The following is a 13,346-nucleotide window of genomic DNA, read 5'->3' as shown; positions in this document are numbered from 1 at the left end:
AACGTGGGTCAGGGTCCGCCCGGCGGCGGGATCGTGTGCCGCCGGCCGGGCGGACCCTGGCAGGTCGTGCTGTGTGCGGGACGTGCTACCTGATGGACGTGCTACTTGAAGGACGTCTCGGCGAAGTTCTCCTGCGTCAGCGGGGAGACTTTCGGCGGATTGACGTTGCCCGCGAACGCGATCGCCGGCGGCGACGAGGAGATCGGCACACCCGGCAGGTACGCCATGATCGTCTCGTTGGCCTTCTTGTAGAGGTCCGTCCGCTTGGTCGGGTCGGTCTCGATCGACGCGGCCTTCAGCGCGTCGAAGACGCCCTTGTCCTTGAAGCCCCACTGCTTGTCGTACTCGGCGAACCAGGTGCCGATGAAGTTGTAACCGTCGTTGAAGTCACCGGTCCAGCCCAGCATGTGCAGTTCGCAGCCGCCGGCCTCGGTGGCGTCGATGTAGTCCGGTGCCCACTTCATGGGCTTGGGCGTGACGGTGATCCCGGCCTTCTCCAGGTCGGCCTTCATCAGCTCGAACATGTCCTGCGGAGCGGGCATGTACGGGCGGGTGACCTCGGTCGGGTAGCAGAACTCGATCTTCAGCGCGCTCTCGTCGGCCCCCGCGAGGAGTTGCTTGGCCTTGGCGGTGTCGAAGGCGTACTTCTGGACCGCGTCCGAGTAGCCGGCGACCGTGTCGGGCATGAACTGCGTCGCCACGACGCCGCCCGCGGGCAGCTGCGTCTTGACCAGGTTCTCGCGGTCGATGGCGTGCGCGATGGCCTGGCGGACCTCGGGCTTCTGCAGGGCCTTGTTCTTCTCCTGGCTCATGCCGACGTAGAAGATGTTGAAGACGTCACGCGTGGGGACCTGGAAGCCGTCTCCCTTGAGTGTCGCCACATCGGCCGGGGCGACCAGGTCGTACCCGTCGATGTCACCGGCCTGGAGGGCCTGGCGACGGCCGTCCTCGGTGTCGATGGTGCGGAAGACCAGGTTCTTGATCTTCGCCTTGGAGCCCCAGTAGTCCTCGTAGCGCTCCAGCGAGACTTCCTTGTTGCCCTTGTTCCACTCAGTGATCTTGTACGGTCCGGTGCCCGCGACCGTCCCCGCCACCTGGCTGTACTTGGGGTACGTGATGGCGTCACCCTTGGCGGTGGCGTCCTGCTTCGCGTACTCGGCCAGCGCCTTGGGCGAGTGGATCGCGAGCGCCTGGAGGGAGAAGCCGCCGGGGAGGTTCGCGGAGGGCTCGTTCACCTCGATGACGGCGGTGCTGTCGTCCTTCGCGGTGCAGGACTTGTAGTTCGCCTTCGGCGTCTCGGGGTCCTCGTTGGCCGCGAAGCCGCCCATGACGGTCTGCCAGTAGTAGGAGACCGCGCTGGACTGGTACGTGCCCTTCCAGTTGAACCAGTGGTCGTAATTGGCGCACACCGCGGCGGCGTTGAACTTCTCGCCGTCGTGGAAGGTCACGTCCTTACGGAGGTTGAACGTCCAGACCGTGCCTGCCTCGTTGCTCGACCACTTCTCGGCCAGGGCGGGGGCCAGCTCGCTGCCGCCCGACTCGTGCTTCAGCAGGGCCTCGAAGGCCTGCCGGGTGACGCGGAAGGTCTCGCCGTCGCTCGCCAGCGCCGGGTCCAGCGAACCGGGGTCACCGGGGCCGCCGAAGACGAAGGTGTCCTTCGCGCCGCCCGAGTCACCTTCCTCGTCGCGCTCGCTGGAACAGCCTGTGGCGATCAGTGCGACGGCCAAGGCCGTGACGATCGCCCCAGCGGCTCGGGACTTGAATATTCGCATGGTCCACCCCAGGGGTCCTGACGAGTCGAGAGCTCGGTCTTGACGGCCGAACATTACAGTCAAGAAAGTGCCAAATGAACAGGCCGCAATGCGGAGTTGCAGACCTGAGATCCGGACAGTCGACAAATGGACAGACTCCGGGACATCGCGCCCCAACCAGTCAAGTCCTGCCACGCGAGCCGTAGTTGGGGCGGGCGAACCGGGTGAACCTCCCGTACGACGCAGAAGCCCCCCGTCCGCATGGTGGGACCATGCGGACGGGGGGCGTGCGTGACGTACGGCGTGAGAGGCCTGACGTACGGGCCTGGCGGGCTACTCCTTGGTGAGCCCCTTCGGCGCCTCGGAAGGCTCCGCCTCGGAGGTCTCCGTCTCGGCGGAAGGCCCCGAAGGCCCGGCCGACTCACCGTCAGCCGCCTTCCCGGCACCCGGGTCGGTCGCCACCGCGTCACCCACCAGCGCGATCGCCTCGCGCGCCGACGCGAGCACCGTCGTGTCGTCCGGGATCTGGTCCGGCGCGTTCTCCGGGTGGTGGCAGGCCGCCTCGTGCCCCGGCTCCAGCCGGATCAGCGGCGGCTCCACCGTCCGGCACACCTCCGTCGCCTTCCAGCAACGGGTGTGGAACCGGCAGCCGGTCGGCGGCGAGATCGGCGACGGCACATCGCCCTTGAGCAGAATCCGCTCGCTCCTGGCCCCGCGCCGCTTCGGGTCGGGCACCGGTACCGCCGACAGCAGCGCCTTCGTGTACGGGTGCATCGGCCGCTCGTACAGAGACTTGCGGTCCGACAGCTCGACGATCTTGCCGAGGTACATCACGGCGATCCGGTCCGAGACATGGCGGATGACCGAGAGGTCGTGCGCGATGATCACGTACGTGAGGCCCAGCTCGTCCTGGAGGTCGTCCAGCAGGTTCACCACCTGCGCCTGGATCGACACGTCCAGCGCGGAGACCGGCTCGTCGGCCACGACCAGCTTCGGGCTCAGCGCCAGGGCCCGCGCGATACCGATGCGCTGGCGCTGGCCGCCGGAGAACTCGTGCGGGTAGCGGTTGTAGTGCTCAGGGCTCAGACCCACCAGGCCCAGGAGACGCTGGACCTCCTTCTTCACCCCGCCCTCGGGCTCCACGTGCTGGAGCTTGAACGGCGCGCCGACGATCGTGCCGATCGTGTGGCGCGGGTTCAGCGAGGAGTACGGGTCCTGGAAGATCATCTGCACGTCGCGGCGGAGCGGACGGATCTTGCCCGCCGACATGTGCGTGATGTCGTGGCCCTGGAACTCGACCCGCCCGCCGGTCGGTTCGTCGAGCCGCGTGATCAGCCGGCCCATGGTCGACTTGCCGCAGCCGGACTCACCGACGACGCCGAGCGTCTCACCGGCGTGGACGTCGAAGGACAGCCCGTCGACCGCCTTGACGGCGCCGACCTGGCGCTGGAGCAGCCCCTTCTTGACGGGGAAGTGCTTGACCAGCCCCTCCACCCGCAGCAGGGGCTCCCCCGCCTTGTCTTCTTCCGGCCTGTCCGCCACAGCGGCATCCTTTGCGTTACTCACGGCGTCGGCGCTCACAGCTTCGGCGCAATCTCTTCGGTCCAGATCTTGGTCCGCTCCTCCTGCGTCATATGGCAGGCGGAGTGGTGCCCGGCGCCGACCAGCTTCAGCTCGGGGCGCTCCGTGCGCGTGATGCCGTCCTTGGGGACATCGGCGTACGGGCAGCGCGGGTTGAAGGCGCAGCCTTGAGGCACGTTGATGAGCGACGGCGGCTGGCCCTTGACGGGGATGAGCCGATCGGTCTGCTCACGGTCGATCCGGGGCATCGAGCCGAGCAGGCCCCAGGTGTAGGGGTGCTGCGGCTCGTAGAAGACCTTCTCGGCCGGCCCGCGCTCGACGCACCGGCCGCCGTACATAACCAGCAGGTCGTCCGCCATCTCGGCGACGACCCCGAGGTCATGGGTGATCATGATGACCGCGGAGCCGAACTCCTTCTGCAGATCCCTGATGAGGTCGAGGATCTGCGCCTGGACGGTGACGTCCAGGGCGGTCGTCGGCTCGTCGGCGATGAGCAGTTCGGGGTTGTTCACCAGAGCCATCGCGATCATCGCGCGCTGGCGCATACCGCCGGAGAACTCGTGCGGATAGCTGTCGACACGCTTGTGCGGCTCGGGGATGCCGACCCGGTCGAGCATCTCGACCGCCCGCGCGCGGGCGACCTTCTTGGTGACCTTGTGGTGGACGCGGTACGCCTCCACGATCTGCGACCCGACGCGGTAGTACGGGTGCATCGCGGACAGCGGGTCCTGGAAGATCATGGCCATCTTCCGGCCGCGCAGCCGCCGGACATGGTCGGGGTCGGCCCCGACCAGTTCCTCGCCGTCCAGCCAGACCTCGCCGGATATCGCGGCGTTGGCGGAGCGGTGCAGGCCCATGACGCCGAGCGAGGTGACCGACTTGCCGGAGCCGGACTCACCGACGATGCCGAGGGTTTTGCCGGCGTGGACGTCGAAGCTGACGCCGTCGACCGACTTCACCAGACCGTCGTCGGTGCTGAAGTGGATACGGAGGTCGCGTACGGAGAGGAACGGGTCCCCCGGGCCGCCGGCCCCGGGTGCCCCCGCGGCCTTGGCGGCCACCGGCTCGCCCGGCGCGGACGCGGGACCGGGCACCCGTGCCGCGGACTGCTCCTTGGAAACCTCGCTCACGAGTACCTCACCCTGGGGTCGATGGCGGCGTACACCAGGTCCACCAGCAGATTGCAGAAGACGATGAAGAATGCGGCGAACAGGGTCACGCCCATCACGATCGGCAGGTCGGCGTCCTTCACCGACTGGATCGCGTACGAGCCCATGCCCTGGAGGGAGAAGACCTGTTCGGTGATGACGGCGCCGCCGAGCAGCAGACCGAAGTCCATACCGAAGATCGTGACGATGGGCGTCAGCGCGGACCGCAGTCCGTGCTTGGCGACGACCGTGCTCTCCCGCAGGCCCTTGGCCCGCGCCGTACGGATGTAGTCCTCCCCCATCACTTCCAGCATGCCGGCCCGGGTGAGCCTGGCGTACAGGGCGGAGTAGAGGAAGGCGAGGCTGCACCAGGGGATGATCAGGTTCCAGGCCCAGTCCGCCGGATTGTCCGCGAACGGGACGTAGTTGACGCCGTCCGACCACAGTGGCCACTGGACGGTGAAGAGGGCCAGGCCGAGCATGCCGGTGAAGAAGATCGGCAGCGAGACACCGGCCAGGGCCAGCGTCATGGCGAAGCGGTCGAAGATCGAGCCCCGCTTGAGCGCGGACAGGACACCGATGGCGACACCGGAGAGCAGCCAGATCACCGCGGCACCGATGGCCAGGGAGAACGTGATCGGCACCCGGTCCATCAGCTCGGGCCACACCTCGACGTGCGTCTTGAAGGAGTAGCCGAAGCAGGGCGCGTTGCACATGGACGGGTCCGGGCCGAAGTTGTACTCGGCGCCGACGAAGATGCCCTTGATGAAGTCGAAGTACTGGGTGTAGAGGGGCTGGTCGAGCCCCAGGTTCGCCTTGACGGCGGCGATGGAGTCGGGGTTGGCGTCCTTACCGACGTACTGGACTGCCAGCTGGTCGATCGTCTGCCCACCGAGCCGTGGAACAAGGAAGAAGATCGCGAAGGTGACTGCGCTGACCACCAGCAACAGCATTACCGCGGCGATCACGCGTCGGATGATGTACGCAGTCACAGCCGATCGGCGCCGGGTCCGCCGGCCGGGGGTGACCCGGCCGACGGACCCGAAGCCTTCACCTGCCTTTCAGGCATTTCGGGGGGTTGGGAAGCTCTACCGCTGAATTAGGTGGTGGAGCCGATCAGCAGGTAGTCGTACATACCGAGGTACGCCTGGGTCACGGTGACGTTGGTCGCCGAGTCCGGGCGGTACAGCAGGTTCTTGCGGTAGATCAGCGGCACGGCCGAGGCGTTCTCCATGACGAGCTTGTCGACCTCGCCCCACGCCTTGGTGCGGGCGGCGGCGTCGGTCTGCGCGATACCGTCCGACAGCGCCTTGTTGATCGTGGGGTCGTTCAGCTCCATCAGGTTGTTGCCGCCCGAGGGCTTGATGGCGGAGCCGTTGACGATCTGGTCGAGGAAGCCGAAGCCGGTGGGCCAGTCGGCGCCCCACGCCATCATCATCATGCCGAGCTTGTGCTCGTGGACGTAGCTGGGGACACCGGCGAAGTTACCGAAGTACTTGCCCGACGGGTACTGCTTGATCTCCGCCTCGATGCCGACCTTCTTCAGCGAGGCCTGGATGGCGGTCGCCATCTGCACCTCGTCGGGACGGTCGGAGCGGGCGGTCAGGTTGGTCTTGAAGCCGTTCGGCTGACCGCAGTCCGCGAGCGCGGCCTTGGCCTTCGCGACGTCGCCCTTGTTGCCCTCGGTCTGGTACAGGTCGAACTTCTGGTACCCGTTGACCGTCGGCGGGAGCAGCGTGCTCGCCACGTCGCCCTTGGTGTCGCCACCGAGCGCGGCCTGGACGGACGCCTTGTCGATCGCGTAGTGGACGGCCTTGCGGCAGTCCGCGTTGTCGAAGGGCTTCACCTTCGTCGACAGCGCGAGGTACGAGGTGGCGCCGGCGTACGAGTTGTCCGTCTTCGCCTTCTCGCTCGACTTGGTGAGGACCTTGGGCTGGGTCTTCGTCTGAAGACCGGTGCCGGCGGCGTCCACCGTGATGTTGTCGCTCATCAGGTGCTGGTCGACCGTGGTCGGGTTGACCTTGAACTTGATGGTGATCTTGTCGGCGAGCGCCGGGCGGATCGGGTCGGTGGCCTTGTCCCAGTGCGGGTTGCGCACGAGGGTCGCGCTGCGGCCCTCGTTGTACGACTCGAACTTGTACGGGCCCGACGACGAGATCTGCTTGACGTACTCGGCGCCCTTGTCCTTCGCCTGCGGCACGGGGGCCGTCTGCGAGAAGGTCGCCAGGTAGTCGAAGTCGGCGAACGGCTTGTTGAGCTTGAAGACGATCGTCTGGTCGTCCGGGGTCTCGATGGACTTCAGGCCCTCGGGGGACTTGTCCTTGTACGGGCCCTTGTACTTCTCGCCGCCCAGCAGGTAGGCCTTGAAGTAGGTGGGACCGTGCGAGAGGGCCTCGGGCGCGAAGTTGCTGCGCTCGATGGCGTACTTGACGTCCTTGGACGTGACCGGGCTGCCGTCGTCGAACTTGACGCCCTTGCGGAGCTTGTACGTCCAGGTCTTGGCGTCCGGGCTCGGCTCACCCAGCGACTCCGCGAGGTCGGGGACAACCTCCAGGCCTTCCTTGCCGGCGGCCGGCTTGAAGGTGGTGAGCGTACGGCCGTAGAGGCGGGAGAAGTTCTGGACCCAGCCGTAGTAGGTGTTGCCCGGGTCGAGGGAGTCCGGCACGTCCGAGTGCTCGAAGGTGACGGTGCCCCCCTTCTTGTCGGACTTGTTGACGACCGACGTCAGTCCGGCGTCGACTCCGGCGCCGTCGCTCTTGTTGTTGTCCTTGCTGTCCGAGCCGCCGCACGCCGACGCGCCGAGCGCCAGCACGATGGCTGTCGCCAGGACAGCTGTCGCTTTCTTGGTCTTCATCCTGAGGAAAGCCCCTCTATCAATGGATACGGCACGGAGCTCAAGGTCGGCCGCTGTGGATGGTGCTGGGTGGTACCGGGATGGTGCCTGGGGGGACTACTTGCTGCGGGGGTCGAGTGCGTCACGCAGCCCGTCACCCAGCAGGTTGAATGCCAGCACGGTGATGAAGATCGCCATGCCGGGCACGAACATGTAGTGCAGATCGACCTCGTACAGGTCCACCGCGGTGGTGAGCATGCCGCCCCACGAGGCCTGTGGCGGGGCGATGCCCACTCCGAGGAAGCTCAGACCGGCCTCGAAGAGGATGTTTGTGGGGATCAGGAGCGTCGAGTAGACGAGGATCGGCGCCACGAGGTTCGGCAGCAGTTCCCGGAAGAGGATGAAGGGCCCTCTGGCCCCCAGACTCCGGGACGCGTCGACGAACTCACGCCTGCGCAGGCTCATGGTCTGCGCGCGCACGATCCGGCCCATGTAGGGCCAGTTGAAGAAGCCGATCACGAAGATCAGCACACCGATCCGCAGGGGCAGTCCGCTGAGTCCGAAGGCGCCGTCCTGGAGGGCGGCGGAGATCGAGATCGCGAAGAGCAGCAGCGGGAAGGCGAGGAAGGTGTCCATCAGCCGGCTGACGACGGCGTCGACCCAGCCCCCGTAGTAGCCGGCGATGACGCCGAGCAGGGTGCCGATGGCCACGGAGAGCAGGGTGGCTCCGGCGGCGACGAGGAGCGAGACCCAGGAGCCCTCGATGATGCGGGCGAGGAGGTCACGGCCGAGGCCGGGCTCCACACCGAGCGGGTGGTCCCAGCTCATGCCGCCCCAGGCGCCCTTGGGGGCCAGCAGCTCCGGATCGACCAGGTCCTGGTTCAGGGCGTTGGGGTCGAGATCGAAGAGTGCCTGGATGGGCTTGGCCAGTACGGCGAGCAGAACCAGGAGTATGACAACGATGCCGCCGGCCACGGCGGCCTTGTCGCGCTTGAAGCGCGTCCAGGCTATTCGACCGAGCGAACGCCCTTCTATCTGGCTCTGCTTGGCGCCCGTGAGCACTGCCTCCGGCTGCACTTCGGCAGCCGACTTGGTGGTCTCGATCGGTGCGGTCACAACGTCTTCGACCCCTCCTGGCCGGCGGTCGCCGGCCCGTACCCGCCGTTGTAACGGCCTGTCTCGCATCAGTTGGCGCACTCATCGGTGCTGGTGTCGCGGAAGCGTCCCGTGAAGGGCTTCCCGTGGAGCGATGCTGGGCTGCTCGCACAAGGGACCGACAGTCCCCGCTGCCGGGAGTCTTCATGGCCGTAGTGATCACCCGCCAGTGTTCAAGTGGAATGTTTGCTCAAACGTGATGGAGTCAGACACCTACCGTTATCCGGACGTTGTGATCGCCTCAGCGGAACGACCGCCCGTTTTCGGTAGGTTTCACTACGGCTCGCGACGTCCGTAGTCCGTACGGTACGCCTGTCGTACCGAACGGTACGGCGCGGGGCGTTACGGCCGGCCGTGGCGGGCGGGCAGGCGTGCGGTCAGTAGGCGCGCGGGGCGGCGGGCGGGTAGCCGTAGCCGGGCGCCGCCTGGGGCGCCCCGTGGGCCTCCCGGTCGTAGAACGGCCGGGAGTTGGCCCGCAGCCACATCGTGACCGGGTCGTACTCGTCGGACATCGCGACGGTGGAGACCGGCAGCCCCTCGGGGACCGCGCCGATGGACTGCTGCATCATCGCGCGCACGGCGTCGACGGACGCCGGGCTCGTGTCGTACAGATCCAGACCGATGGTGAGATACGGGGCGCCGAGCGCCGGGTGGACCCAGGCGCGGCGCAACGACCTTACGGCGGGGGTGCGGTGGGCGTTCTGCGTGAGCAGGGCGTAGAACTGCGGGATCTCGACGGCCGGTTCGGAGAGCCGCAGCGGGCCGGCGGGCATCCGGTCGAGGCCGGTGGCGATCCGGCGCAGGTCGAGCCACGGGATGCCGACGCCGCCGCCGGGGGCGTGCGGGTTGAGCCAGATCCCCCAGCGTTCGGGGTAGAGGGCGCGGGCGATGTCGCGGCCGGTGACGACCTCGTGCGCGCGGTTCCAGCCACTGACGGAGAGCTCCTGGGCCGAGGTGACGCAGGGCGCGTAGCCGAGGCCGTCGACCTCCATGTTCCCGTACTGGGCGTCGGGCGAGCCCGCACGGCCGTGCCAGAGCAGCATCCACACCTGACCGGCCGAGCCGTCCGCGAGCGCCTGGAGCAGCGCCTCGTAGGCGTCGTAGCGTCCTGGCGTCACCTGGCGCAGCATGTGCTCGACCTGCCCGGCCGCCGCGGTGCCTGACGCGCTCACTCTGGGTCCCGCCCCTCGTCGATCCACCATTTGGACCGGCCTCCCCCACTTCGGGCCCGTGCCGGCCAGGCCATCAAACCAGCTTAGTGCGATGGGTCATGGCCGGATCCGGGGCAGGGGGCGCGCGGCGTGTTAGACGGGCGGGGCGGCCGTGCGCTGGTAGAAGGGGCGCACCCGTTCCACCATCCACGTACCGACCGGATCCTGGGTGGCGTCCAGCAGTACGAGATTGACGGGCCAGGCGACCTGGGTCCGGCCGAGGGCCCTGCCGAGCGCGTCCATGGGCGCGTTGCGTTCGGCGGCCTCCCAGGAGGAGAGCTGGACGCCGACGAAGAGCACCGGGGGCTCGCCCTCGATGCTCGCCAGTCCCCGGCGGGCGCTGACGACGACGCCGGACGCCTCGAACTCCTCGGCGGCGGCCGTCAGGAAGTCGACGGGGTCCTCCTGCCAGTCGGGCTCGAAGAGCCGCACCCGGCCGCCGCTCGCGGGCCCGTCCAGCGGCGTACGGCCCACCCGGCACAGTTCGGCGACGGCGAGCGGCGGCAGCGGCGCGCCGACCATGCCGCCGGGGTTCACGGCTATGCCGAGCTGCGGCGGCAGACCGCGGGCGAACTCACGCGCCGGGGCGACCGTGAAGGGCATATGGGCCCCGACGCACTGGAGGAACTGCTGCTCGGAACTGAAGACGGGGACGTACGGCGCGCCCTCGATCTCCAGCGTGGGCAGATCGAGTCCGGGGCTGTCGGGTCCGCCGCCGTTGGGCAGCGGCACCCAGAGCTGGCTGCGGCCGAGTACCTCGACCAGCCGTCCGCCCGCCGACGCGTTCCCGAGCGACGCGGCGAGCACCTCTTCCAACTCGTTGCCCGGCCATGCTGTGTTCACTGACTCTCCCGTATCGCCCCGTACGCCTTCCCCACCCCCGCGTACCCCGGAAAACCCTAACCCCGCACCGGTCACCGGACGCCCCGCTCACGCTCCCCGGAAGTCGATCCCCACCAGCGCGCCCGCCGCGTCGCGGTCCAGCAGGACCGCCGACTCGCAGCCCGCCGGGAGGCGGCCCGACTCCGCGTCCTTGACCAGGCGGGACACCGCCCGGCGATGGCGGGCGAATGCGTACCCCGACACACCGCGGCCACGTTCGCGCTGGCCCGCGCGGGCGGTCTTCGGCGTGACGTCCAGCAGGACGAGATGGAGCCGTCTGCCGCGCCGCCCCGCCTCGCGGGCCAGCCAGCGCCGTACCCACGCCTGGGTGCCGCAGTCGTGCACCACGACGCTCTCGCCGGAGCGCAGCGCCCGCCGCAGCCCCGTGTAGTGCGCGAGGCGCACCAGCGGCCGGTAGACCGCGTACGGCAGCCGCGCGGGCAGCCTGCGGTCCCAGCGGTCGCGGGTGTCCTGCGAGTCGATCCCCCGGCCCGCCGCGGCCCGGCCGATCAGCGTGGACTTCCCGCTGCCCGGCAGCCCGGAGACGACGACCACGTCGCCGCCGCCGAACGTCAGGCGCCGGGGCCCCCGGCCTCTCCCCTCGCGCAGGTCCCGGACCACCGGTGGGACCGCCGCCAAGGTCCGGCGGGGGACCGCTGCCGGCTGGGCGGGCACCCCCGCGGTCGTCGCGTACGCGCCTGCACGGGACCGCTGCAACGTCATCGCCCTCCCCCTGTCGGGTCCATCGCCCTGGCCGATGTTCCCTGCCCTTGAAGTGTAAAGAATGGGTAATACGGCACAAGCGTTTTGCTGTTCACGGCCCTGTCGGCTCCGTCCGGCAGGCCCGTGCGATGATGTGCGCGCCAACTCCATAACGGCCGTTCGAATCCGCGCGGGAGAGTCCTGGTCACCATGGGTGCCGGGCGCCGAAGGAGCAAGTTCCTCCCTTGAATCTCTCAGGCCCAGTACCGCGCGGACGAGGCAGATCTGAAAAGCGAATCGCCGTCAGGCGCTTCCACCCAAGGTGCAAGTCGCGACCTTTCGTGTGCGTACGTATGAACGTGTACGTGCGGTCGTGATGAACCTCTCAGGTTCCGATGACAGATGGGGAGGATTGTCCTCTCTGTCATGCCCTGGGAGCCACACCTATGAGCAATACGTCTCACACGCCCGCCCCCGAAGCGGCTGGTCCGGACGGCCCGCGCCACACCGCGCTCGACGCCGTCCACCGCGCGCTGGGCGCCACCATGACCGACTTCGCGGGCTGGGACATGCCGCTGCGGTACGCCAGCGAGCGGGAGGAACATCTCGCCGTCCGTACGAAGGCCGGGCTCTTCGACCTCTCCCACATGGGTGAGATCACCGTCAGCGGCCCGCGGGCGGCCCAGGCCCTCGACTACGCGCTGGTCGGCAACATCGGCTCGCTCGCCGTGGGCCGCGCCCGCTACACCATGATCTGCCAGGAGGACGGCGGCATCCTGGACGACCTGATCGTGTACCGCCTCGACACGCACGGGTCACCCGAATTCATGGTCGTCGCGAACGCCTCCAACGCGCAGGTGGTGCTCGACGAGCTGACGGGGCGCGCCGCGGACTTCGACGCCGAGGTGCGGGACGACCGCGACGCGTACGCGCTCCTCGCCGTCCAGGGCCCCGAGTCGCCCGGCATCCTCGCCTCCCTCACCGACGCCGATCTGGCCGGGCTCAAGTACTACGCCGGGCTGCCCGGCACCGTCGCCGGCGTGCCCGCGCTGATCGCCCGTACCGGCTACACGGGTGAGGACGGCTTCGAGCTGTTCGTGGCGCCCCGGCACGCGGAGGGGCTGTGGCAGGCGCTGACCGCCGCGGGCGCGGCCGCCGGACTCGTACCGGCCGGGCTCTCGTGCCGCGACACCCTCCGTATGGAGGCCGGGATGCCGCTGTACGGGCAGGAGCTGACCACCGGTCTCACGCCCTTCGACGCGGGCCTGGGCAGGGTGGTCAAGTTCGAGAAGGAGGGTTACTTCGTGGGGCGCCCGGCGCTGGAGGCCGCCGCCGAGCGCGCCGGGAACGCGCCGCCGCGCAAGCTGGTCGGGCTCGTCGCCGAGGGCCGCCGGGTGCCGCGCGCCGGATACCCGGTCGTGGCCGGCGGCGAGGTCGTCGGCCATGTCACCTCGGGCGCGCCGTCGCCGACACTGGGCCGGCCGATCGCGATGGCCTATGTGGACGCGTCGCACGCCGCGGCGGGCACGGCGGGCGTCGGGGTCGACATCCGGGGCTCGGTCGAGCCGTACGACGTCGTCGCGCTGCCCTTCTACAAACGACAGAAGTAGCGCCCGGCACCCACGAGGTGCCGCGCCGGCATCTCACTCCGCAAGACACGTGTTCACCACCACACCCCCGCGTACAGGAGAATTCACGCCATGAGCAACCCCCAGCAGCTGCGCTACAGCAAGGAGCACGAGTGGCTGTCGACCGCCGATGACGGCGTCTCGACGGTCGGCATCACGGAGTTCGCGGCGAACGCCCTCGGCGACGTCGTGTTCGCCGAGCTCCCCGCGGTCGGTGACACGGTGACCGCGGGCGAGACCTGCGGTGAGCTGGAGTCGACCAAGTCGGTCAGCGACCTGTACTCCCCCGTGACGGGTGAGGTCACCGAGGCGAACCAGGACGTCGTGGACGACCCCTCGCTGGTGAACTCCGCACCCTTCGAGGGCGGCTGGCTGTTCAAGGTACGCGTCGCGGAGGAGCCGAAGGACCTGCTCTCCGCCGACGAGTACACCGAATTCTCCGGCAACTGAGACCC

General features: G+C 68.7%; 11 protein-coding genes and 1 riboswitch. Of the genes, 2 read left to right on the top strand and 9 right to left on the bottom strand.

Annotation, left to right across the window (positions count from 1 at the left end; genetic code table 11):
• Window positions 1–101: 101 nt before the first annotated feature.
• The 9 genes from ACFWV8_RS13015 to ACFWV8_RS12975 all read right to left on the bottom strand — a co-directional run bounded on the left by ACFWV8_RS13015 (window position 102) and on the right by ACFWV8_RS12975 (window position 11,284).
• On the bottom strand, window positions 102–1,772 hold the full coding sequence (locus tag ACFWV8_RS13015; protein WP_384200446.1) for an ABC transporter substrate-binding protein: 1,671 nt from the start codon (window positions 1,770–1,772) through the stop codon (window positions 102–104).
• A 312-nt stretch (window positions 1,773–2,084) separates the two neighbouring features.
• Window positions 2,085–3,293, bottom strand: a complete 1,209-nt coding sequence (locus ACFWV8_RS13010) for an ABC transporter ATP-binding protein (protein WP_384200444.1) — start codon at window positions 3,291–3,293, stop codon at window positions 2,085–2,087.
• 35 nt (window positions 3,294–3,328) lie between these two features.
• Window positions 3,329–4,426 (bottom strand): ABC transporter ATP-binding protein, encoded by a 1,098-nt coding sequence (locus ACFWV8_RS13005; RefSeq protein WP_384200523.1) that lies wholly within the window; start codon window positions 4,424–4,426, stop codon window positions 3,329–3,331.
• 32 nt (window positions 4,427–4,458) lie between these two features.
• Entirely contained in the window at window positions 4,459–5,472 is a 1,014-nt protein-coding gene (locus ACFWV8_RS13000) for an ABC transporter permease (protein WP_268240570.1), read from the bottom strand.
• 107 nt (window positions 5,473–5,579) lie between these two features.
• Window positions 5,580–7,334: an ABC transporter substrate-binding protein gene (locus ACFWV8_RS12995; RefSeq protein WP_384200441.1), complete on the bottom strand. Its 1,755-nt coding sequence runs from the start codon at window positions 7,332–7,334 to the stop codon at window positions 5,580–5,582.
• 96 nt (window positions 7,335–7,430) lie between these two features.
• Window positions 7,431–8,429, bottom strand: coding sequence for an ABC transporter permease (locus ACFWV8_RS12990; RefSeq protein WP_329381206.1), 999 nt, complete (start codon window positions 8,427–8,429; stop codon window positions 7,431–7,433).
• A gap of 416 nt (window positions 8,430–8,845) precedes the next feature.
• Entirely contained in the window at window positions 8,846–9,640 is a 795-nt protein-coding gene (locus ACFWV8_RS12985; RefSeq protein ID WP_329381209.1) for an enhanced serine sensitivity protein SseB C-terminal domain-containing protein, read from the bottom strand.
• Window positions 9,641–9,772: 132 nt separating this feature from the next.
• A complete protein-coding gene (locus tag ACFWV8_RS12980) occupies window positions 9,773–10,522 on the bottom strand; it encodes an enhanced serine sensitivity protein SseB (protein ID WP_384200439.1) in 750 nt (249 codons plus the stop codon).
• Between the two features lie 87 nt (window positions 10,523–10,609).
• A complete protein-coding gene (locus ACFWV8_RS12975) occupies window positions 10,610–11,284 on the bottom strand; it encodes an AAA family ATPase (RefSeq protein WP_384200437.1) in 675 nt (224 codons plus the stop codon).
• Between the two features lie 160 nt (window positions 11,285–11,444).
• Window positions 11,445–11,542, top strand: a riboswitch (glycine riboswitch).
• A gap of 167 nt (window positions 11,543–11,709) precedes the next feature.
• On the opposite strand from ACFWV8_RS12975, the gene gcvT reads away from it, so the two are divergent.
• Complete coding sequence (gene gcvT, locus ACFWV8_RS12970) at window positions 11,710–12,873, top strand: glycine cleavage system aminomethyltransferase GcvT (RefSeq protein WP_384200436.1); 1,164 nt, start codon at window positions 11,710–11,712, stop codon at window positions 12,871–12,873.
• Window positions 12,874–12,963: 90 nt separating this feature from the next.
• Window positions 12,964–13,341 carry a glycine cleavage system protein GcvH gene (gene gcvH, locus ACFWV8_RS12965; protein WP_384200434.1) on the top strand — a complete coding sequence of 126 codons (378 nt, stop codon included), beginning with the start codon at window positions 12,964–12,966 and terminating at the stop codon, window positions 13,339–13,341.
• The last annotated feature ends 5 nt before the right edge of the window (window positions 13,342–13,346 follow it).

The sequence above is a fragment of the Streptomyces sp. NPDC058665 genome, assembly GCF_042714995.1.
Classification (GTDB): domain Bacteria; phylum Actinomycetota; class Actinomycetes; order Streptomycetales; family Streptomycetaceae; genus Streptomyces.
The sequence above is the reverse complement of the archived record's forward strand: the minus strand, read 5'-3'. Positions and strand labels throughout refer to the sequence as shown.

Bases quoted from the DNA above. Each gene is read 5' to 3' on its own strand.
- gcvH (WP_384200434.1), top strand. From the start codon at position 12,964: ATGAGCAACCCCCAGCAGCTGCGCTACAGCAAGGAGCACGAGTGGCTG.
- ACFWV8_RS13015 (WP_384200446.1), bottom strand. From the start codon at position 1,772: ATGCGAATATTCAAGTCCCGAGCCGCTGGGGCGATCGTCACGGCCTTG.
- ACFWV8_RS12975 (WP_384200437.1), bottom strand. From the start codon at position 11,284: ATGACGTTGCAGCGGTCCCGTGCAGGCGCGTACGCGACGACCGCGGGG.
- ACFWV8_RS12995 (WP_384200441.1), bottom strand. From the start codon at position 7,334: ATGAAGACCAAGAAAGCGACAGCTGTCCTGGCGACAGCCATCGTGCTG.
- gcvT (WP_384200436.1), top strand. From the start codon at position 11,710: ATGAGCAATACGTCTCACACGCCCGCCCCCGAAGCGGCTGGTCCGGAC.